19 protein-coding genes and 1 pseudogene are annotated in these 19,416 nt (G+C 64.3%); 4 read left to right on the top strand and 16 right to left on the bottom strand.

The genetic code is table 11. The features are described from left to right. Nucleotides 1-300: 300 nt before the first annotated feature. A pseudogene (locus tag ACIPZB_RS24425) lies at nt 301-1,512 on the top strand (MFS transporter). Nucleotide 1,513: 1 nt separating this feature from the next. On the opposite strand, the gene ACIPZB_RS24420 reads toward ACIPZB_RS24425, so the two are convergent. From ACIPZB_RS24420 to ACIPZB_RS24390, 7 genes are all read right to left on the bottom strand, one after another. Continuing rightward, a complete protein-coding gene (locus ACIPZB_RS24420; protein WP_400643092.1) occupies nt 1,514-2,362 on the bottom strand; it encodes an AraC family ligand binding domain-containing protein in 849 nt (282 codons plus the stop codon). Beyond that, on the bottom strand, nt 2,359-2,673 hold the full coding sequence (locus ACIPZB_RS24415) for an AzlD domain-containing protein (RefSeq protein WP_008095856.1): 315 nt from the start codon (nt 2,671-2,673) through the stop codon (nt 2,359-2,361). The genes ACIPZB_RS24420 and ACIPZB_RS24415 overlap by 4 nt, the downstream gene beginning before the upstream one ends. After that, nucleotides 2,670-3,371 (bottom strand): AzlC family ABC transporter permease, encoded by a 702-nt coding sequence (locus ACIPZB_RS24410; RefSeq protein WP_400643091.1) that lies wholly within the window; start codon nt 3,369-3,371, stop codon nt 2,670-2,672. Before ACIPZB_RS24410 ends, ACIPZB_RS24415 begins: the two co-directional genes overlap by 4 nt. Nucleotides 3,372-3,485: 114 nt before the next feature. After that, entirely contained in the window at nt 3,486-4,190 is a 705-nt protein-coding gene (locus tag ACIPZB_RS24405) for a sel1 repeat family protein (RefSeq protein WP_400643090.1), read from the bottom strand. Nucleotides 4,191-4,278: 88 nt separating this feature from the next. Further along, a complete protein-coding gene (locus ACIPZB_RS24400; RefSeq protein ID WP_400643089.1) occupies nt 4,279-5,373 on the bottom strand; it encodes a hypothetical protein in 1,095 nt (364 codons plus the stop codon). Between the two features lie 27 nt (nt 5,374-5,400). Then, nucleotides 5,401-6,027: a LysE family translocator gene (locus ACIPZB_RS24395; RefSeq protein ID WP_008095866.1), complete on the bottom strand. Its 627-nt coding sequence runs from the start codon at nt 6,025-6,027 to the stop codon at nt 5,401-5,403. 2 nt (nt 6,028-6,029) lie between these two features. Further along, nucleotides 6,030-6,812, bottom strand: a complete 783-nt coding sequence (locus tag ACIPZB_RS24390; protein ID WP_400643088.1) for a YqcI/YcgG family protein — start codon at nt 6,810-6,812, stop codon at nt 6,030-6,032. 161 nt (nt 6,813-6,973) lie between these two features. Here ACIPZB_RS24390 and ACIPZB_RS24385 point away from each other — a divergent pair, with 161 nt between their 5' ends. After that, nucleotides 6,974-7,894 carry a LysR substrate-binding domain-containing protein gene (locus tag ACIPZB_RS24385; protein WP_400643087.1) on the top strand — a complete coding sequence of 307 codons (921 nt, stop codon included), beginning with the start codon at nt 6,974-6,976 and terminating at the stop codon, nt 7,892-7,894. A gap of 27 nt (nt 7,895-7,921) precedes the next feature. On the opposite strand, the gene ACIPZB_RS24380 is transcribed toward ACIPZB_RS24385, so the two are convergent. Continuing rightward, nucleotides 7,922-8,260 carry a hypothetical protein gene (locus ACIPZB_RS24380; RefSeq protein WP_008095875.1) on the bottom strand — a complete coding sequence of 113 codons (339 nt, stop codon included), beginning with the start codon at nt 8,258-8,260 and terminating at the stop codon, nt 7,922-7,924. 203 nt (nt 8,261-8,463) lie between these two features. Here ACIPZB_RS24380 and ACIPZB_RS24375 point away from each other — a divergent pair, with 203 nt between their 5' ends. Then, complete coding sequence (locus ACIPZB_RS24375; protein WP_400643086.1) at nt 8,464-9,045, top strand: flavin reductase family protein; 582 nt, start codon at nt 8,464-8,466, stop codon at nt 9,043-9,045. Nucleotides 9,046-9,173: 128 nt separating this feature from the next. Here ACIPZB_RS24375 and ACIPZB_RS24370 read toward each other — a convergent pair whose 3' ends face one another. From ACIPZB_RS24370 to glcD, 5 genes are read right to left on the bottom strand one after another with little or no spacing between them, the layout of a single operon-like run. Beyond that, nucleotides 9,174-11,357 carry a malate synthase G gene (locus tag ACIPZB_RS24370; RefSeq protein WP_400643085.1) on the bottom strand — a complete coding sequence of 728 codons (2,184 nt, stop codon included), beginning with the start codon at nt 11,355-11,357 and terminating at the stop codon, nt 9,174-9,176. A gap of 32 nt (nt 11,358-11,389) precedes the next feature. Beyond that, entirely contained in the window at nt 11,390-11,788 is a 399-nt protein-coding gene (locus ACIPZB_RS24365; RefSeq protein ID WP_400643084.1) for a heme-binding protein, read from the bottom strand. Continuing rightward, nucleotides 11,781-13,016, bottom strand: a complete 1,236-nt coding sequence (gene glcF, locus ACIPZB_RS24360; protein ID WP_400643083.1) for a glycolate oxidase subunit GlcF — start codon at nt 13,014-13,016, stop codon at nt 11,781-11,783. Before glcF ends, ACIPZB_RS24365 begins: the two co-directional genes overlap by 8 nt. Before the next feature lie 9 nt (nt 13,017-13,025). Further along, nucleotides 13,026-14,078, bottom strand: coding sequence for a glycolate oxidase subunit GlcE (gene glcE / locus ACIPZB_RS24355; RefSeq protein WP_400643082.1), 1,053 nt, complete (start codon nt 14,076-14,078; stop codon nt 13,026-13,028). Beyond that, nucleotides 14,078-15,577, bottom strand: a complete 1,500-nt coding sequence (glcD, locus tag ACIPZB_RS24350) for a glycolate oxidase subunit GlcD (RefSeq protein WP_400643081.1) — start codon at nt 15,575-15,577, stop codon at nt 14,078-14,080. The genes glcE and glcD overlap by 1 nt, the downstream gene beginning before the upstream one ends. A gap of 179 nt (nt 15,578-15,756) precedes the next feature. On the opposite strand from glcD, the gene glcC reads away from it, so the two are divergent. After that, nucleotides 15,757-16,521, top strand: a complete 765-nt coding sequence (gene glcC, locus ACIPZB_RS24345; protein ID WP_400643080.1) for a transcriptional regulator GlcC — start codon at nt 15,757-15,759, stop codon at nt 16,519-16,521. 123 nt (nt 16,522-16,644) lie between these two features. On the opposite strand, the gene ACIPZB_RS24340 is transcribed toward glcC, so the two are convergent. The 3 genes from ACIPZB_RS24340 to ACIPZB_RS24330 all read right to left on the bottom strand — a co-directional run bounded on the left by ACIPZB_RS24340 (nt 16,645) and on the right by ACIPZB_RS24330 (nt 19,385). Continuing rightward, nucleotides 16,645-17,877: a M20/M25/M40 family metallo-hydrolase gene (locus ACIPZB_RS24340; protein WP_400643079.1), complete on the bottom strand. Its 1,233-nt coding sequence runs from the start codon at nt 17,875-17,877 to the stop codon at nt 16,645-16,647. A gap of 135 nt (nt 17,878-18,012) precedes the next feature. Beyond that, nucleotides 18,013-18,330, bottom strand: a complete 318-nt coding sequence (locus ACIPZB_RS24335; protein ID WP_400643078.1) for a DUF2388 domain-containing protein — start codon at nt 18,328-18,330, stop codon at nt 18,013-18,015. 104 nt (nt 18,331-18,434) lie between these two features. Then, entirely contained in the window at nt 18,435-19,385 is a 951-nt protein-coding gene (locus ACIPZB_RS24330; protein ID WP_400643077.1) for an NAD(P)-dependent oxidoreductase, read from the bottom strand. Between the last annotated feature and the right edge of the window lie 31 nt (nt 19,386-19,416).

Below are 19,416 nucleotides of genomic sequence, written 5' to 3'. Positions count from 1 at the left end.
CCTGGCTTCGGACCTCTCTGAAACTTCGCTATAAGAATGGGGGCAAGCGCAAGCCTGTTACCTTTCGAAAAAATTACGCAAAATGTTTAAATTTGATTCAGTGCCGGAAGTGTGAAATGTGGTGAAGCATTTTAGGGTGCATTCTAGAGCCACTTTACTTGCTTTCAGGTTACGAACTCCGGTGATGAGTGTAAGAAAGTTCTTCTTCCTCATTCGTTGTGGCGGTTCTGTTACACGTTGCCTGTTGCGTACTTTCAACGAGCGTCTTAGGTTGCTTTTCCCCCGCAATGGATACCTGACATGCTCGCCTTGAGTGTTAATCGCAGAACACGACCTCTTGTAATCTCTTGCTGCTTATCAAAGTGTGGTGAGTTTGCATTTGAAACCGCCTTTGCGGTAGCCGTAGTATCCATGACAGATGCCGATCTGTTTCTCATAGGCGTGGTGTATTTCTTCCGCTACATACCAAGTTTGCTATTTTCACCCTGGGGTGGTTGGCTGGCGGATAACGGCAACAAGAAGCGCACCTTGTTGTGGGTGGAAACAGTCAAGAGTATTTTGGCGCTGGCCTTTTTCGCCCTTTATAGCTCGTCCATGTTTGCATTGCCTGCGCTCACAGGGTTGGCGATGATCATGACAGCGCTTGAATGCCTTTATGTGCCGACCTTTCGTGCTTATTTTCCCGACATTGTCGAAAAGGAGAGCCTGGCATCGGTCAATAGTGTGATCCAGGTGATAGAAGATGCAGCATCGATTGTCGGGCCGTTGATTTTTTCGGCATGCGTGCTGATGCTGTCTCGTGAGGCAAGCTTCTTGTTTTTCGCGGTTTGCCTGGGTTCGTCGGCTCTTTGTATCGCTAGGTTGGGCCCTTCCAGCTCGAACGCGGGACAGGCCTTCGACGGGCGAGTGATGATCCGCGATGCGATGCGCAGCGTGGGCCAGCTCAAGACCAGCAACGCTCCGCTGTTTGCAGTTATTTGTTGCACGACGTTCTGTGCAATGTTCGCCACCTCCGTGATTCGCTTCATCCTACCTGCTTCGGTGCTGGAACATTTCGCTTCCGAGGCCGCGGTTGGCTATGTTTTATCGCTGCTTGCGGCAGGTACCGTGATGGGTGGTGTGCTCTACACCCGCTTCAATAAGGTCACGACTGCACGGTTGGTGCTGCGTTGCTGGGCGTTATACGGTGCGCTGTTTTTTCTTGCGGCCGTTGCGCTCCAGTACAACAAGTGGCTATTTCTTTCGATTCTGTTCGCAGTTGGTTTCATTGGTGCTTTCGTCGATATCGCCATTGTCACCAATATTCAGTGCCTGTCAGAAGAGCATGAAGTCGGCAGAAACTTTTCTCTCTAATACTTTACCGCCGTCATCGGTGATGCGGTTTCAGGGGTGGTAGCCAGTCTGATCTTTCTGCTTGCGGGGCCAACGACTTTTATCTGGATGACCTTCATGCTGTTGATCGCGCCGATACATTGGAACAGCGGTGGGCGCGCCCGTGACACGAATAAATAATCTACTTGGCAGGAAATGACGGGTGAACGCATGCCTGCCGATAGGCCCCCGGCGTCACGCCATAGGCTTGCTTGAATTGCCGGCTCAGATGGCTCTGGTCGGCAAAGCCTAAAGCAAACGCCACTTCCGAGGCCGCCTGGCCTCTCTTCAGTAGATCCCGGGCATGGGCCAGACGACGCTGCTTCAACCAGGCATGCGGCGGCAAACCTGTGGCCTGGCGGAACACCCGGGCGAAATGGAAGGGTGACAGGTTCACCGCCGCTGCCAACGCCTCCAGCGAGGGCGGGTCCGCCAGTTGGCTTTCCAGCAACTCGCGGGCGCGGGCAACCGCCACAGGCTCGTTGCCGGGGGCCGTGGGTTCAGGACAATGGCCGTGGCGCTGCACCAGTGCCAGCACCGCCTGGCGCCAGGCGGTCTGCTGCTCGAGGGCGCTGGCGCCTGACTCCGACAGCTGGTGCAACTGGCTGAAGGCCGAGGCCAGGGCCGGGTCCTGGATCACGCTGGCCTTGAAGTGGGGCATGCCATGGCGGCCCAGTTCCAGTTCGTCCAGTACGCGGGTGACCCGCTCATGCTCGGGGTAGAAGCCACGGTAGCGCCAACCGGCCTCATGGGCGGTGGCGCCCGTGTGCAGTTCGTCCGGGTTGATCAGCACCATGCTGCCGACCGGGGCCAGATGCTCGCTGCCCCGGTGCCAGAAGCGCTGGGCGCCGGACTCGATCACGGTGAACACGTAGCCTTCATGCACATGGGGCGCGAAGCGCTGCTGGAAGTAGCGCGCGTGCAGCATCTCGACATCGCCCAGGGCGGGCGCTTGCCAAAGGTGGGTCTGTTCGCGCAGGGGCGGGGTCATGCCAGCCAGCTGCGCAGCAGGAAGAAGATCAACATGCTCGCCAGCATGCTCAGCAATACGCTGCGGGTCAACAGCACCAGGCCGACGGCGACCAGGGCACCGAGCAGGTACGGGTTGAGCAGACTCAGGTCCAGCTGGTGACCGGGCAGGAAGATGATCGGCCCGCAGATGGCCGTCAGCATGCCGGGCACGGCAAAGCCGAGGAACTGGCGCGCATTGGAGCTCAGGCGCAGCGGCAGGCGCGGCTCGAGGAAGGCATAGCGGTTGAGGAACACCACGGCGCCCATGGCGAAGATCAGTAGCCAGGTCATGCGCGAGCTCCGGAAAACTTCTGACAGATAAAGCCAGCCGACATGCCCAGCAGGCCGGCGACCACCAAGGCGGTTTCCCAGTGCCAGTAGCTGAACAGCACGGAGCAGAACAGCGACACCGCTACACAGACCACTGTGGCGAGGTTGCGCACCAGCGGCGCGATCAGCGCGACGAAGGTGGCGACGATGGAAAAGTCCAGGCCCAGTTGGTCAAGGTGCGGGATGTTCTGGCCCAGCACGATGCCGGCCAGGGTAAACAGGTTCCAGGCCACGTAGAAGGTCAGCCCGACGCCGAGGGCATACCAGCGGTTGAATTGCTGTTGGTCGTAGTGGCTGGTCAGTGCGAAAAATTCGTCGGTCAGCAGAAAGCCCAGCCCCAGCCGCCAGCGCAGTGGCTGGTTGGACAGCACAGGGCGCATCGACAAGCCATAGAGCAAGTGCTGCGAAGTCAGCAGCAGGGTGGTCAACAGGATCGACAGCAGGCTGGCGCCGCCCTTGAGCATGCCGATGGCCACCAGCTGTGCGGCGCCCGCGAAGACGATCGCCGACAGGCCCTGGCCTTCCCAGGGGCTGAGGTTGGCCTCGATGGCCATGGAGCCGGCCAGCAGGCCCCAGGGGGCGACCGCAAGCGACAGCGGAAGGATGGCGATGGCGCCGTGAAGGAAGGCTTGGCGAGCGATGGGGGGATTGCTGGACATGATGGCTGCGACACGGTTACTCGGTAGGGCAGCTTGCCAGAGGACGGTGCGGCTGGCTTGAACGATCTTGCTCGTTTGTGGCCGAACCTTGGGGCGTCGGCTAGGGCCGAACGATCAGCGATGACTGGTCAAACGCTGCTGGGCCGCCACGCATCCGTTGATCTCCACGGCCTTTTGCAGCAGCGTCTGGCGGTGTTGCGGGTCGAGATCGCCCAGCAGCCGGTACACCTCGGCCTGGTAATCACGCTGCCGGCCCCACTGCATTTCCAGCCCCTGCGGCTGGCTGCGGCTGCACGCCAGGCGGGTAGCTGGCTGCGGATAATACGCTGCATACAGTGTCGCCATGCTCGGTATCGCTTCCAGTGCCTCACGGTAGGCACGGCTGGCGTTATACGGTGGGCACCAGGTGGCGATCGCCGTCGCCGGCGGGGCGAACCCCTGCTTCAGGCTCGCTTCCAGCAGCGGGCAGGCGGCATCGGGGATTTGCGCCGCAGGCAGATAGGTCGTGTAGTACAACGCCAGGCGATACTGAGCCACCGGATGGCCAAGTTCCACCGACTTTTTCAGCAGTGCCACCGCCGTTGGCAGGGTGCGGGCCAGGGCCTGGCCCTGGCGGTTGAGTTCGGGGTCGCCGCCAATGGCAGTGCGGATGGGGATGTCGCTGTCGTCCTGGTTGTCGGCCTTTTCCAGCAGCGGCAGGGCCTGGCGATAGAGCAGGTCGGCATGCGGGTCGATGCGGACATCGAGCGCGCGCGCAGCCTGCGGCGCCAGTGTGATGAGCAGCGCAGCCAGGTACGGAAGGACGGCATGGTGTTTCATGAGGAATGCAAATGCGCCTCGGGCGTATCGGAACGACGCGGTATTCTAGCCAAGCCAGCAGCCTTACCGAAAGGCCGGCGTGCAATTGTCAGACGAGCTTGATCGGCGTGACTTTGCGCTGGGCGTGCTTTTCCTGGGCCAGACCAAGCTTGGCGGTGATCACCTTGGCCAAGGCATTGTTGCCCAGGTCGTTCAGGTGCAGACGGTCGATGAAAAGGTCGGCGCCGAACACCGGAGAGCTGCTGAGCATGCTGTTCATGTCGTAGCAAGGCACTGGATCGGCCTGGCTCTTGATGCGCCGGAAGAAATCCATGTGCAGCTGGCTGTCGAAGGTGCCTTGCAGCAGGCGGTCGAAGTTGCTCGGGTGCCGTTCCAGGTTCGTCAGCATCGCCTCTTCGCCCGCCGGCAGGATCTCACGGCACCAGGGCAGCAGCGGTTGCAGGATGAAGGTAAGGGTGGCGTGGCTGTCGGCCAGCATGCGGTCCCATTGGCGCAGGGTGCGGCCTACCGTATCGGCGGCGCGTGTCAGGCGCTTTTCCGGGGCGCAGAGCAACCAGTCCGGCAGAGGCTCCGGGCGAGGGGGCAGGAGCGCCTGCCCCAGGCGCCGCAACAGGGACGACGGCCGGGTTGGGCCGACCGGCGGCATGCCTTCGTTGAAGCTGCCGAGGTAGGCCTGGTGGGCCTTGGCGTGGTGCGGGTCGTGCGGGCCGGCCAGCACTTCGCCCAGGGCTTCATGGGCCAGGGTATTGAGCCCGCTGAGCAACACCACATGGCCAACCTCGCCCAGGCGGTGCTGATGGGTGAGGAACAGCAGCAGTTCCTGGCTGGCATTGAGCCCGCAGCCCGCCAGGCTCAGCCAGACCTCCCCGGTCAGCATCGACAGGTGCGAAGCCACCGTATGCTCGTCGGTGCTGGCACCGATGCCCATGGCGGTAGAACCACCCACCAGCAGGTTGATGCGCGCCGCGCTTCCGCGCTCGGCGGCCGAGTAGCGTTTCCCGGCGCAATGGCTGTAGCGCAGCCCGAGGGCGTCGGTGTTGATGGTGCCGGAGCGGTAGCCGCTTTCGTGAACATGCAGGTTATGGGGCGCGCGGCGGCTACCCAGTTGCAGAAAGCGCTGGTAGTCCTGCTGCAGCAATGCGCGCAGGCCTTGGCCGTAGGCGGCGGTGTCGAGGGTCGTCATCAGCGCTTCCTTGGTTCTGGCGTGGCCTCAGCCCGCCAGCTCCTTGAGGTTGTAGGCCAGGCCGCCGACGGCGATCAGCAGCAGGGCAACGCCGGAGGCCAGGGAAATGAAGCGATTGCTGCGCGGCGAGGCGAGCTTGCCGATGGCGAAGATGTACAGGCTGAGCACGGCGAAATCGATGAACACCCACAGCAGCGACAGCACCACCATGCTCTTGCCGAACGACTCGGTGATCTGGATGAACTGCGGGAAGAAGGCGATGAAGAAAATGATGTCCTTCGGGTTGGAGATCCCCACCATGAAGCCCTGCCAGAGACCGCCGCGGCCGGCTTTCGGCGCTTGCTCGACGGTTTCGCTGGCCGGTGCCTGCAGGCACTCGCGCAAGGTGCCCACGGCGATGTAGCCGATGAACAGGCATCCCAGCAAGCTCATGCCGCTGAGCCAGGCCTTGTCGATGGCCGCGCTGGTCAGGATGATCCAGGCCGCGGCGCCGATCAGCACCAGCGACGCCCAGTTGGTGCCGACGGCGGTGAACATGGCCTTTCGGGAGCCGGATGCTGCAGCAGTGTTGACGATCAGGGCCACCACAGGACCAGGCGTGGCGATCAGCAGCAGGACAGTCAGTGCGTACGTAGCAGTCAGTGCGGTATTCACGGTCAGTTCTCGGTCAATGTGTCGGGTGTCGCGTGGACGTGGGCATGGAAGGGGCAGCGCGACGGGTTGAGCGAGCCTGCTTCCTGCAGTTGGTATTGTTTCCATTCGTAGTTGTCGTCCTGGCCAAAGAAGCCCAGGCTGTCTGGCATGACGCCATCGTTGTAGTGGCGTACACGGTCGCGAATGCGCGCGCGGATGCGCTGGCCGCTCTCGGTACTGGCGTTGGCCACTTCGTCGAAGTTTTCCCGCGGGTTGATGACGAAGGTGATGTGCTTGCCCAGGTTACGGCTCTTCATCTGCTGGTGGCCGGGGAAGTTCATGTTGATGAACAGCGGCATGCCGGCGTAGCAGAACGACCAGCCGGTGTCGTCCGGGTCGGTGGGGACCGAAGAAGGCCAGGGGTGCGGATCACGCGCATGGACGCCGCGCAGGACTTTCCAGGCCAGCGCCTGTTGCTCGGCGAGGGTGCAGTCGGCGGCGGTTTCGAGAAACACCACCAGCGGGCTGCCGATGCGTTGCTTGACCGGTACCGGTGCGATGTCGCGAACGTAGTCGGCCAGGCCCTGGGCGATGTCATCGGCCAATTGTTCGGCACGGGCGAATAGGATATGGCACGTTGCGCCGTTCACCGCCTTGCGCCCGAACAGGCATGGAAATTCGGGGTTGGCGAGCACGTCGCGAAAGTGTTGTAGTGTCTGGTATGTCCAGTGGCGCGTGTTCCGCACAGGTTCAGCGGTCAGCTCTAGCGCATCCAGGCGATAGCAATTTCCATAACCCGTAAACATGATTTCCCCAGGCGTTTAATGAACGGAAAGTTCGAGTGATATGCAGGCAGGTTATTGGCTTATCTTTGTTATTTACCTGCATTTTCTGAGACGCACTTAACGTTGTAAAACGCGTGGAACTATGACCTACTATTAGTCTTACTCATGCTTTTGGGGGCTTCATGTCGGAACGGATCCAGGCTTTGCACGCACTGCGTGCCTTCGAGGTTGCCTCGCGTTATGGGTCGTTTACCCGCGCAGCCGAAGAGCTGGCGCTGACCCAGGGCGCCGTCAGCCATCACATCAAGACCTTGGAATCCATGTTCGGCTGCGACCTGTTCGAACGCCGTGGCCCCAAGCTGAGCCTGACCGAGCACGGGCGCCTGCTGGCCCAGGAGCTCAAGGTCGGTTTCAAGATCATCGAAAACGCCTGTGCGCTGTTGCGCCAGGACCGCTACGGCGTGCGCCTCAAAGCGCCCTCGACCCTTACCGTGCGCTGGCTGCTCAGGGCGCTGGATGCTTTCAAGAAGGCCGACGACGCGTGCAGCGTGCAGCTGTCGAGCGTGTGGATGGACATCGACACGGTGGATTTCTATTCCGAGCCCTACGACTGCGCCATCCTCCTGGCCAACGGGCGCTTTCCCGCCGATGTCGAGAGCTTCAAGCTGTTCGACGAATGGCTGATTCCGGTCTGCCACCCCGACTACATGGAGCGGGCCCAACCGGAGCTGGCTGACCTGCGTCAGTGCGAGATCCTGCACCCGTCCCCGGACCGCCGTGACTGGCGCCGTTGGCTGGCACGCATGGATGCGTTGGAGATCAACATCGACCAGGGCCAGGTGTTCGATACCCTCGACCAGGGCATCTCGGCGGCCCAGCAAGGCCTGGGGATTTCGGTGGTCGACCTGGTGCTGGCCACCGCTGACCTCGGCGCCGGGCGCCTGGTCACGCCGTTCAAGCATGCCGTTGCCACCGGCGATGGTTATTACATGACCTGGCTCAAATCCAGCCCCAAGGCGCGGCAGATGCACAAGTTGCGCGACTTCCTGCTCGGCCAGGTGCCAGCGCTGGCCTACAAGGACATCGATTACCTGTACGGCTGACGCGCCCGGGAAGCCAGGCCGCACCGCTCACAGGCGCGCGGTGCTCACGGTGATGTAGCCTTTGTCGAGCAGGGCAATGCGGATAGTCGTTTCATCGACGCACGCCTTGCGCTTCTGCTTGATGCACACCCCCTCGATTGCCGCCGCCCGCATCTGCTGCGCGACGGCGCGGCCGCAGACATCGAAGAACGCTTCGCTGGCCAGCAGCTCGATACGCTCGACCAGCTGCCGCGTGCGCTCATCGGTTGCGCAGAAAAACAACACACCCGAGAAGTGTGGGTCATCGTCGGGGTTACTGACGTCGTGGGCCATCAATTCACGCAGGGTCTTGCGCAGTTCGGCGGTGGTGCTGAGGTGCGAATGCATGCGGAGCCTCCTCTGGGTCGAGCGCTGGTGCCGGGCTGAGGCCGATACCGTCCAGGGGCTGATGTTGTTTTCAGTAGGTGACGACGACAAGTAAGATGATTCTGAGCTTAGCGTAGGAATTTTCTGATGGCGCTGAACGGATGCTTCAGCCCTGTCGATGCGGCACAATTGCGCGCCTACGTGCACACCGACCGAGGACACCGATGAACAGCCATTTTCAAGCCGTCGACCTGAAAAAGGCCTACCGCCTGCTCAACCACGGCCCGACCGTGCTGGTGTCGGCCAGCCATGAGGGCGTGGACAACGTCATGGCCGCGGCCTGGGCCTGTGCGCTGGACTTCGACCCGCCCAAGGTCACCGTGGTGCTGGACAAGAGCGCTCGCACCCGGCAACTGGTCGAAGGCAGTGGCTGGTTCGTGATCCAGGTGCCCACGGCTGCCCAGGCGCAGCTGACCCATCAGGTTGGTACCCGCAGCCTGTTCGACCAGCCCGACAAGCTGGCCCGCATCGGCGTCGAGCTGGCGCGGGTAGAGGGGCATGCGGCGCCGCTGGTCGAAGGCTGCTCGGCCTGGCTGATGTGCCGGGTGATCGACGAGCCGCACAACCAGAACACTTATGACCTGTTCATTGGCGAGGTGGTGGCGGCCTGGGCGGATGACCGGGTGTTCAAGGACGGGCACTGGGCCTATGAGCATGCCGACCCGCAGTGGCGCAGCTTGCACTATGTGGCGGGTGGGCATTTTTATGCGATTGGCGAGGCGGTGATCGTCGATCCGCAGGGTTGAACTTACCGGCCCTATCGCCGGCAAGCCGGCTCCCACAGGTACCCCGCTGGGCTTGAGAACTGCGAGATCCTGTGGGAGCCGGCTTGTCGTGGCGACGAACCGCGGCGATTGGGCCGCGCAGCGGCCCCTTACCCCCCAACCTCCTGCTTGAAACGCAACCGCCAGCCATGCAGCAACGGCTCGGTATACCCACTGGGCTGCTCAAGCCCCTCGAATACCAGCGCCTGCGCCGCACGGTAGGCATGTGACCCGGCAAAGTTGCCTGCCATCGGCCGGTAGACGGGATCGCCGGCATTCTGCTGATCGACCACTTTAGCCATCCGCTGCAGCGTCGCCTCCACCTGCTCGGCCCCCACCACACCATGGTGCAGCCAGTTGGCGATGTGCTGGGCCGAGATGCGCAGGGTCGCGCGGTCTTCCATCAGGCCGACGTCATGGATGTCGGGCACCTTGGAGCAGCCGACCCCTTGTTCCACCCAGCGCACCACGTAGCCAAGGATGCCCTGGCAGTTGTTGTCCAGTTCGGCCTGGATGTCCTGTGCGCTCCAGGGCCGGTCCGGGCTGACCGGAATGCTCAGCAGGCCGTGCAGCAACGGTTCGCGCTCGGCGGCCAGGTCGGCGTTTTCCAGCGCCTGCTGCACCGCTGCCACATCGACCTGGTGATAGTGCAACGCATGCAGGGTCGCCGCCGTGGGCGAGGGCACCCAGGCCGTGTTGGCACCGGCCTTGGGCTGGGCGACTTTCTGTTCCAGCATGGCCGCCATCAGGTCGGGCATGGCCCACATACCTTTGCCGATCTGCGCCTTGCCGCGCAGGCCGCAGGCCAGGCCCACCACCACGTTGCTGCGCTCGTAGGCCTGGATCCAGGCACTGTGCTTCATGTCGCCCTTGCGCAGCATGGCGCCGGCTTGCATGGCCGTGTGCATCTCGTCACCGGTGCGGTCGAGAAAGCCCGTGTTGATGAACACTACCCGCGCCGCTGCGCTGGCGATGCAGGCCTGAAGATTGACACTGGTGCGCCGCTCTTCGTCCATGATGCCCATTTTCAGGGTATGCCGAGGCAGGCCCAGGAGGTCTTCTACGCGGCTGAACAACTGGTCGGCGAAGGCGACCTCGTCCGGCCCGTGCATCTTCGGCTTGACGATATACAGGCTGCCCTCGCGGGAGTTGCCGCGGCGCTTGAGGTCGTGCAGGCCGATCAGGCTGGTGACCACCGCGTCGAGGATGCCTTCGGGAATCTCGTGGCCGTCGCCATCATGGATCGCCGGGTTGGTCATCAGGTGGCCGACGTTGCGGATGAACAGCAGCGAACGGCCCGGCAAGGTCAATGGCTGGCCATTCGCGCCCTGGTACTGGCGATCTTCGGCCAATGCCCGGGTGAAGGTCTTGCCGCCCTTGCTGACCTGCTCGCTCAAGTCGCCTTTCATCAAGCCCAGCCAGTTGCGGTAGACATTGACCTTGTCCTCGGCATCCACCGCGGCCACCGAGTCTTCGCAGTCGATGATGGTGGTCAGCGCGGCCTCCATGAGGATGTCCTTGACCCCGGCCAGGTCGGCCTGGCCGATGGCGCTGCTGGCGTCGATCTGGATTTCGAAATGCAGGCGATGGTGTTGCAGCACGATGGCGGTGGGCGAGGTCCGCTCGCCCTGGTAACCCTGCAATTGCCCCGCGTCTTCAAGGCCGACCTGACGGCCATCCTTGAGGGTCACGCGCAGCGCCCCTTGCTCGATGGCATACGCCGTGGCATCGGCATGGGAGGCACCGGCGAGCGGCGCGGCCTGGTCGAGGAAACGTCGGCCGAAGGCGATCACCTTGGCCCCACGGGCGGGGTTGTAGCCTTGGCCGCGTGCGGCGCCGTCGCTGTCGGCGATGGCATCGGTGCCGTACAGCGCGTCGTACAGCGAACCCCAGCGGGCGTTGGCCGCGTTGAGCGCATAGCGGGCATTGCTCAGCGGCACCACCAACTGCGGGCCGGCTTGCTCGGCGATCTCGCGGTCGACGTTGCGGGTGCTGATCCGTACCTGCTCGGGGGTATCGACCAGGTAGCCGATGCTGCGCAAGAAGGCCTGGTAGGCCGCCATGTCGGCGATCGGCCCAGGGTGCTGGCGGTGCCAGCGGTCCAGTTCGCCCTGCAGGCGGTCGCGTTCGGCCAGCAGTTGGCGATTGCGTGGGGCAAGGTCGTGGACCAGGCTGCTGAAGCCTTGCCAGAAGCTGGCGGCGTCGAGGGCAGTGCCGGGCAGCACTTCATCTTCGATGAAGCGCTGCAGGAGGGGGGCGACCTTGAGTGGATTCATGTTTGTCTCACTGTTCATGTTCATTCAAATGAGAGGGCCGGTACTGCCGATCACAACGCCGCGGCCCCGGCCTTGGCGACCTGGGCATCCTGTTCGGGCTTGACCCCGGACACGCCGATGGCGCCCACCACCTGGCCGTCGACCCGCAACGGCACGCCGCCTTCCAGGCTGGTGAGCAAGGGCGCGGTGACGAACGCGATGCGTCCGCCATTGACCATCTGCTCGTAGTCACGCGTGTCCTTGCGCCCAAGGGCTGCGCTGCGGGCCTTTTCCAGGGCGATGTAGGCGCTGGCCGGTGCGCAGCCGTCCAGGCGCTCCAGGCCCAGCGGGTGGCCGCCGTCGTCGACGACGGCGATGGTCACGCTCCACTGTTGCGCTTCGGCCTCCTGGCGGGCGGCGGCGAGCAGGCGGGTCACCTCGGCCTGGCCGATCACGGACTTGCTATGCATGGCGGTTCTCCTGGTTCAGGGCTGCTTCGACGATTTCGATCCAGTGCCGCACCGGGGTCCGACCAGCACCGTCCAGGTGGGTCTGGCAGCCGATGTTGGCGGTGGCGATGACCTGCGGTTTGCCACTTTCCAAGGCGTTCAGGCGGTTGTCGCGCAACTGCCTGGACAAGACCGGCTGGGTGAGCGAATAGGTGCCGGCAGAGCCGCAGCACAAATGCCCGTCCGGCACGGGCGTGAGGGTGAAACCCAAGCGGGTCAGCAGACTTTCGACCTGACCGCCAAGCTTCAGGGCGTGCTGCAGGGTGCAGGGGCAGTGGAAGGCCAGGCGTTGTTCGGCGCACAGGCCCAGCTGCTCGACTGGCTCGTCACGCAGCACTTCCACCAGGTCGCGTGACAGTGCGCTGATCCGTGCCGCCTTGGCGGCGTAGTGCGGGTCCTTTTCCAAGAGGTGGCCATACTCCCGGACGAAGGCGCCGCAGCCGCTGGCGGTCTGCACGATGGCCTCGGCACCGGCCTCGACAGCCGGCCACCAGGCATCGATATTGCGTCGGGCGCGCTGCAGGCCTTGTTCCTGGGCGTTGAGGTGGTAGTCCACCGCACCACAGCAGCCAGCCTCGGGCGCAGGCTCGACGCTGATGCCCAGCCGGTCCAGCAGGCGCGCCGCGGCAGCATTGGTATTGGGCGACAGGGCCGGTTGCACGCAGCCTTCGAGCAGCAGTATCCGGCGGGCATGGCGCGGTGCCGGGCGTTCGCCGGCCGGGGCCACCTGGGCTGGCAGCTTGTTCTTCAGGGCGGCCGGCAGCACCGGGCGCAGGGCCTGGCCGGTGCGGGTCAGGGCCTTGAACAGGGCCGGGCGAGGTACCACCGCGCGCAGGCCCTGGCGCAGCAGGCGCTGGCCGAGTGGGCGCGGTACCTGCTGCTCGACCACGGCGCGGCCGATGTCCAGCAGGTCATGGTATTTCACCCCTGACGGGCAGGTGGTTTCGCAGTTGCGGCAGGTCAGGCAGCGGTCCAGGTGCAGTTGCGTACTGGCGCTGACCGGCTCGCCTTCGAGCACCTGCTTGATCAGGTAGATGCGCCCGCGTGGCCCGTCCAGTTCATCGCCGAGCAGCTGGTAGGTGGGGCAGGTGGCGGTGCAGAAGCCACAGTGCACGCAGGTGCGCAGGATGCTTTCGGCCTCTTCGCCGCGGGCCAGGCGCTTGGCGCTTTCGCTCAGGTTGGTTTGCATGGCGTGGCCTCACAGGTCTGGGTACAGACGGCCAGGGTTGAACAGGCCCTGGGGGTCGAGTTGCTGCTTGAGGGCGCGGTGGTAACGCATCAGCGCGGCCGGCAGCGGTGCACTGCTGTCGTCGCCGGGGGTGTAGCCGGTGACATGGCCGCCGACCTTGGCCACCTGTTCACGGATCTGCTGCGCCGGCGCGCTCGACTTGAGCCAGCGCTGCGCGCCGCCCCAATCGATCAATAGCTGCCCAGGCAGGTCCAGCTCGGCCGTGGCGGTGGGCAGCGACAGGCGCCACAGCGGGGCCGGTTCGTCGAAAAACGCCAGGCGCTGCTCGCGCAGATCGCTCCAGAAACGGCTGTCGAGTACCTCGCCGCCCAGGCGTTGGCGGGCCGATTGCACCGAGCCTTCGCCGCCTTCCAGGCGCAGGTAGAGGGCTTCGCCGTCATGGCAGGCGGCGCTGATCGGCAACGGCTGCTGGCCCCACTCGGCCAGTTCGGCCAAGGCCTGGTGGCGGTCCAGCGCCAGGCGCAGGCTCAGGCATTGGCGCGGGCGCGGCAGCACTTTCAGCGACACCTCGGTCAGCAAGCCCAGGCAACCGAAGCTGCCGGCCATCAGCCGCGACACGTCGTAGCCGGCGACGTTCTTCATCACCTCGCCACCAAAGCGCAGCAGCTTGCCGTGGCCGGTGATGACCCGCGTGCCCAGCACGTAGTCGCGCACCGACCCGGCCCAGGGCCGGCGTGGCCCGGACAGCCCGGCCGCGACCATGCCGCCGAGGGTCGCCTCGGGGCCCAGGTGCGGGGGTTCGCAGGGCAGCATCTGCCCGGCTTCGTGCAGCGCCGCCTCGATCTCCAGCAAGGGTGTGCCGGCGCGTGCGGTGAGCACCAGCTCGGTGGGGTCGTAGCTGACGATGCCGCGGTGGTTGCGGGTATCGACGATCTCCCCGGCTACCGGGCGGCCAAGCATGGCTTTGCTGTTGCCGCCCTGGATGCGCAGTGCGGTGCCCAGGTTCAAGGCCTGGTTGACCTGCTCCAGCAGGTCCTGGCTCATGTCGCGGTCCAGGTTCATCAGAAGCGCTCCAGGTCGGGAAAGGGCAGTTGGCCATGGTGCACATGCAGGGCGCCGAACTCGGCGCAGCGGTGCAGGGTGGGGATGTTCTTGCCGGGGTTGAGCAATCCCTGCGGGTCGAAGGCCGCCTTCACGGCATGGAACAGGGAGATTTCGTCGCTGTTGAACTGGGCGCACATCTGGTTGATCTTCTCCCGCCCCACACCGTGCTCGCCGGTGATGCTGCCGCCCACCGCCACGCACAGTTCGAGGATGCGCCCGCCGATGGCTTCGGCGCGCTCCAGCTCACCGGGCAGGTTGGCATCGAACAGGATCAGCGGGTGCATGTTGCCGTCGCCGGCGTGGAACACATTGGCCACGCGCAGGCCGTATTCCGTGGACAGTTCGCTGATGCCCTTGAGCACCCGTGGCAGCTCGCGGCGGGGGATGGTGCCGTCCATGCAGTAGTAGTCCGGCGAAATCCGCCCCACCGCCGGAAAGGCATTCTTGCGCCCGGCCCAGAAGCGCACGCGCTCGGCCTCGTCACAGGCCAGGCGCACCTCGCGGGCACCGGCCTCGCGCAGCACCGCCTCCACCCGCTCGCAGTCGTCCTGCACATCGGCCTCGACGCCATCGAGCTCGCACAGCAGGATCGCCGCGGCGTCCACCGGGTAGCCGGCGTGGATGAAGTCTTCGGCGGCGCGAATCGCCAGGTTGTCCATCATTTCCAGGCCGCCGGGAATGATGCCGGCAGCGATGATCTCGGCCACCGCCCGGCCGGCGTCCTCGACGCTGTCGAAACTGGCCAGCAGCACCCGGGCGACTTGTGGCTTGGGCAGCAGTTTCACGGTGACTTCGGTGACGATGCCGAGCATGCCCTCGGAGCCGGTGAACAGCGCCAGCAGGTCGAAACCTGGGCTGTCCAGGGCATCGCTGCCCAAGGTCAGGCGTTCGCCTTCGACGGTGAGGATCTCGACCTTGAGCAGGTTGTGCACGGTCAGGCCGTACTTCAGGCAATGCACGCCGCCGGCATTCTCGGCGACGTTGCCACCAATGGAGCAGGCGATCTGCGAGGAGGGGTCGGGTGCGTAGTACAAGCCGTAGGGCGCGGCTGCCTGGGAGATCGCCAGGTTGCGCACACCTGGCTGTACGCGGGCGAAACGGCCCTGTGGGTTGACCTCTAGAATGCGGTTGAAGCGCGCCATCACCAGCAGAATGCCCTTGGCCAGCGGCAGTGCACCGCCGGACAGGCCGGTGCCAGCGCCGCGGGCCACCACCGGCACACCCCGCTGGTGGCAGAGCTTGAGCAAGGTCTGCACTTGCTCCAGGCGCTCGGGCAGCACCACCAGCAGCGGCACCGTGCGGTAGGCCGAGAGGCCGTCGCACTCATAGGGCTTGAGGTCTTCTGCGCGGTGCAGCACCTCAAGGTCGGGCAGGGCATCATGCAGCGCCTGCAGCAAACCTGGCAGGTCTACGGCGGGCAACACACCATCGACGCGTTCGTCGTACAGAATGTTCATGGGCTTACTCGATTGTTTTTGTTGTTTGCCTCAGGTCAGCGTGCGCCGCAGCGGCCTTCAGGTCGAGCACACTGGAAACTGGTCCTACCAGTTTTTCGCTACGGCACTGTTCATTGCCGGCTTTGACCGGCTAGATTGGAGAGCACAAGAGCAGTGGTCCTACCAGTTGGAGGATGTCCATGGGTGCAGAAGGCAAGGCCAAGGTCGCCGATCAGGTAGCCGAGCGGGTCGAGCGGTTGATCGTCGAAGGCGTGCTCAAGGTGGGCCAGGCCTTGCCCTCGGAGCGGCGCCTGGTGGAAAAGCTCGGCTGTTCGCGTTCGGCGTTGCGCGAGGGCCTGCGCATCCTGCGGGGGCGCGGCATCATCGACACGGAGCAAGGGCGTGGCTCGTTCGTCGCGGACTTAACCGGTCAACCGGGCGTCACGCCACTGATGCATTTGTTCAGCTCGCAGCCGCGCACGCTGTTCGACCTGCTCGAAGTGCGCGCACTGCTTGAAGCCGAATCGGCGCGCCTGGCGGCGTTGCGCGCCACCGACGTCGACCGCCTGCTGATCCGCCGCCGTTATGAAGACATGCTCGCTGCACATGCCGCGGGCGAAACCCTTGACCCCCGGGAACATGCCCGGCGCGACCACGCCTTCCACCGAGCCATCAGCGAGGCCTCGCACAACCCGGTGCTGGTGCATACCCTGCAGTCGCTCAGCGACCTGACCTTGAGCACGGTGTTCGCCTCGGTGAACAACCTGTACTGCCGCCCGGCGCAGAAGCGCCAGATCGACCGCCAGCATGCGCGGTTGTATCACGCGGTGATGGAGCAGCTGCCGGAGCAGGCCCAGCGCGCGGCGCGCGAGCATATCAATGGGATTCGTGACAGCTTGCGCGAGATCGAGCAGGAGGAGCAGCGGTTGGTGCGGGCGACGATGCGCATGGATGGCTGGGGGTGAGGTTTGCCTGTACCGGCCCTATCGCCGGCAAGCCGGCTCCCACAGGTAGTGCGCAGGCCTTAAGAGCGGTGCAATCCCCGTGGGAGCCGGCTTGCCGGCGATAGGGCCGGTACAGGCAATCCATCACTCGGCCAGGTGCTTGATCATCGCCACCGTCAGATACAACCGCGGCGCAATGCTGGCCAACTCGATGTACTCATCGTCCCCATGCAAGCCAGCCCCCACCACCCCCATGGTCTCCAGCACCGCCGGCTTGTCGCTGCCGGGCACATAGGCATAACCAGCATCGGTACCGAATCGCATGGCAATCGGCTCGATCTTGTGGCCAACCTCGCCATACAGTTGCTGCGCCGTTTGCGCCAGCTTCGCCGAGGCTTCGTTGCGCGCCAGCGGCGGCCGACCCTTTTCGACAGTGACCGTGGCTTGGGTATCGGCCACCAACTGTTTTTTCACGATGCGCTGGGCGTCAGCCTGCACCCGGTCGGTTTCGCTCAGGTCCGAATAGCGCATATCGGCTTCGGCCGTGGCCAGCGCCGGAATGATATTGGCCTTTTCGCCGGCCTTGGCCAGGGTCCAGTTCACCGTGGTGCCTTTGCTCGCATCGCCCAGGTCCTTGAGCTGGAGAATCTGGTGGGCCAGCTCGGTCAGGGCGTTGCGGCCTTCCTCGGGCGCGGACCCGGCGTGGGAGGCTCGGCCCTTGACCTCGAGCTTGAGGCGGTTGATGCCGTTGGTCGCGACCGTCACCGCGTCCTTGTCCGGCGGCTCGTAGGAGAACACGTAGTCATGTTTGCGGGCCAGTTCGGCGATGATCTGCCGGGAGCCGGCCGAGCCCATTTCTTCGTCCGGGTTGAACAGCACGGTCAGCGTGCGGTAACCCTTGAACTGTTGGTCCTGCAGCAATTTCACCGCATGCAGGATCATCGCTACGCCACCCTTTGCGTCGGCAACGCCCGGGCCATAGGCGCGCGGCCCGTCGACCCGGAAAGGCCGTTTGGCCACGGTGCCGGGGACGAACACGGTGTCATAGTGCACCATCAGCAGGAAGTCCTTGCTGCCGGTGCCTTTGAAGGTGCCGACGATGTTGTCGCCCACCGAAGGCTTGGCGGCGTGGGTCTGCACCTCGGCGCCCAAGGCCTTGAGGCGTTTGACCAGCTCAGCACTGACTTGCGTCAGGCCAGGTTCGGTCCCGGTGCCGGTATCGACCGAGACCAGCGCCTTGAGGGTGTCCAGATAAGCTGACTGTTCGCCTTGGGCCTGTTTCAGCAAGGCCTGAGGGGCGGAATCGGCAGCGGTTGCCTGGGTACAGGCGATCAACAGCGCCAGGGCGATGGCGTGGGGAGGGCGAGGCAATGGCATTGGCAGCTTCCTTGTTTTTCGATGCAATGGTGGCCCCATCGCCGGCAAGCCGGCTCCCACAGGGATTGCACCGTTTCCAAGGCCTGTGCAGTACCTGTGGGAGCCGGCTTGCCGGCGATAGGGCCGCTACTGTCCTTAATGATTGGCCACCGAGTCATCCTGGGACAGGATGGCCATGGCAATGTCTTCGTCATTGGCCTGCAGGCCAGGATGCTCCTTGCGGACCTGCTCCAGCGCCGACTCCACATAGGCGCCACGGATCGCCCCGTCACTGGCGACGAAGGCGGACAGCTCGTCACGGGCCGGAATGATCCGTTTGTCGTCCTTGAAGGTTGAGTACAACGAGGCGGAGATACCGGCCGAGGTAGCGACGTCTTCCACATCGACGTCGGCCAGAGCAGCTCCGGCAGGCAGCAGGAGCAGCAGCGCAGGGGCGATGATCAGGTGGCGCATGTCGTGTTCTCCAGTAGCTTGTAAGCCCAAGGAAATTACCACTCAGTGTTTAAGAAAACGGGACAGTGGTGGTAGTTCCCTTGGCTGTACCGCAGCGTGCTGGCTCAGGCGGTCATGCGGCGGGCGACGAAGGCGCTGATGTTGTCCACGGCGCTGTCCATCAGTTGCTGCATGGCGTCTTCGCTGCTCCAGGCGATGTGCGGGTTGAGCAGGAAGTCGTCGCGATCGATGAGCTGGAACAGCGGGTTGCTCGGGTGCAGGGGCTCGACTTCCACCACATCCAGCGCCACACCACCCAGGCGGTCGCGTTGCAAGGCGTCGATCAGCGCCGCCTCATTGGCGATCCCGCCGCGGCCCGTGTTGATCACCAGGGCATCGGGCTTCATCAAGGCCAGCTTGTCGGCGTCGATCAGATTGACGGTTTCTGCGGTAAGCGGGCAGTTGATCGACAGCACGTCGCACCAGCGGAGCAGTTCGTCCAGCGGCCGAGCGTCAGGGTCTTGGCGCTTGCCCCCGCGGTCCTCGAACAGCACCTGCATGCCGAAGGCCCTGGCCAGGTGAGCCAGGCGCAGGGCGATCGGGCCGCTGCCGATGATCGCCAGTCGCTTGCCACGCACATCGCGGATGCGGTGGTTGAAATAGACGTTCTGGTAGGGCTTGTCGCCGGCGTGCACCTGGCGCATGAGGCGGGTGAAGGCGGCCGGTCGGCGGAACAGCTCCAGGATCATCGCCAGGCTATGCTCGGCCACGGTGTTGGCGGCATAGCCCGGTACGCTGGCGACTTCGATGCCATGGGCGTTGCAGTAGTCGACGTCGACGATGTCGCGCCCGGTCAGGGCCAGCGAGATCATCTTCAGCTTCGGCAGCTGGCGCAGGTGCTCTTCACGCAGCGGCACGCTGCAGGTGAAGGCGATGGTGGCGTCCTGCAGGTGTTCCACCATCTGCTCCGGGTAGGTGTAGGCAAACTGCTTCCAGGTGTGCTCGCAGTCCGGCCGCTTCAGCCGGGTGGAGGGCGCCAGGCCTTCGTCGTCGATCAGTACGATGTGTTCGCTCATGCTGCGCTCCTTAGCGTTTTTGTACGGGTAG

The organism is Pseudomonas sp. NPDC089396 (assembly GCF_044749545.1).
In the GTDB taxonomy this organism is placed as follows: domain Bacteria; phylum Pseudomonadota; class Gammaproteobacteria; order Pseudomonadales; family Pseudomonadaceae; genus Aquipseudomonas.
The sequence above is the reverse complement of the archived record's forward strand: the minus strand, read 5'-3'. Positions and strand labels throughout refer to the sequence as shown.

What these genes read in the sequence shown, in the direction of transcription:
- ACIPZB_RS24420 (WP_400643092.1), bottom strand. Translation starts at nt 2,362, where the DNA reads ATGACCCCGCCCCTGCGCGAACAGACCCACCTTTGGCAAGCGCCCGCC.
- ACIPZB_RS24415 (WP_008095856.1), bottom strand. Translation starts at nt 2,673, where the DNA reads ATGACCTGGCTACTGATCTTCGCCATGGGCGCCGTGGTGTTCCTCAAC.
- ACIPZB_RS24410 (WP_400643091.1), bottom strand. Translation starts at nt 3,371, where the DNA reads ATGTCCAGCAATCCCCCCATCGCTCGCCAAGCCTTCCTTCACGGCGCC.
- ACIPZB_RS24405 (WP_400643090.1), bottom strand. Translation starts at nt 4,190, where the DNA reads ATGAAACACCATGCCGTCCTTCCGTACCTGGCTGCGCTGCTCATCACA.
- ACIPZB_RS24400 (WP_400643089.1), bottom strand. Translation starts at nt 5,373, where the DNA reads ATGACGACCCTCGACACCGCCGCCTACGGCCAAGGCCTGCGCGCATTG.
- ACIPZB_RS24390 (WP_400643088.1), bottom strand. Translation starts at nt 6,812, where the DNA reads ATGTTTACGGGTTATGGAAATTGCTATCGCCTGGATGCGCTAGAGCTG.
- ACIPZB_RS24385 (WP_400643087.1), top strand. Translation starts at nt 6,974, where the DNA reads ATGTCGGAACGGATCCAGGCTTTGCACGCACTGCGTGCCTTCGAGGTT.
- ACIPZB_RS24380 (WP_008095875.1), bottom strand. Translation starts at nt 8,260, where the DNA reads ATGCATTCGCACCTCAGCACCACCGCCGAACTGCGCAAGACCCTGCGT.
- ACIPZB_RS24375 (WP_400643086.1), top strand. Translation starts at nt 8,464, where the DNA reads ATGAACAGCCATTTTCAAGCCGTCGACCTGAAAAAGGCCTACCGCCTG.
- ACIPZB_RS24370 (WP_400643085.1), bottom strand. Translation starts at nt 11,357, where the DNA reads ATGAACAGTGAGACAAACATGAATCCACTCAAGGTCGCCCCCCTCCTG.
- ACIPZB_RS24365 (WP_400643084.1), bottom strand. Translation starts at nt 11,788, where the DNA reads ATGCATAGCAAGTCCGTGATCGGCCAGGCCGAGGTGACCCGCCTGCTC.
- glcF (WP_400643083.1), bottom strand. Translation starts at nt 13,016, where the DNA reads ATGCAAACCAACCTGAGCGAAAGCGCCAAGCGCCTGGCCCGCGGCGAA.
- glcE (WP_400643082.1), bottom strand. Translation starts at nt 14,078, where the DNA reads ATGAACCTGGACCGCGACATGAGCCAGGACCTGCTGGAGCAGGTCAAC.
- glcD (WP_400643081.1), bottom strand. Translation starts at nt 15,577, where the DNA reads ATGAACATTCTGTACGACGAACGCGTCGATGGTGTGTTGCCCGCCGTA.
- glcC (WP_400643080.1), top strand. Translation starts at nt 15,757, where the DNA reads ATGGGTGCAGAAGGCAAGGCCAAGGTCGCCGATCAGGTAGCCGAGCGG.
- ACIPZB_RS24340 (WP_400643079.1), bottom strand. Translation starts at nt 17,877, where the DNA reads ATGCCATTGCCTCGCCCTCCCCACGCCATCGCCCTGGCGCTGTTGATC.
- ACIPZB_RS24335 (WP_400643078.1), bottom strand. Translation starts at nt 18,330, where the DNA reads ATGCGCCACCTGATCATCGCCCCTGCGCTGCTGCTCCTGCTGCCTGCC.
- ACIPZB_RS24330 (WP_400643077.1), bottom strand. Translation starts at nt 19,385, where the DNA reads ATGAGCGAACACATCGTACTGATCGACGACGAAGGCCTGGCGCCCTCC.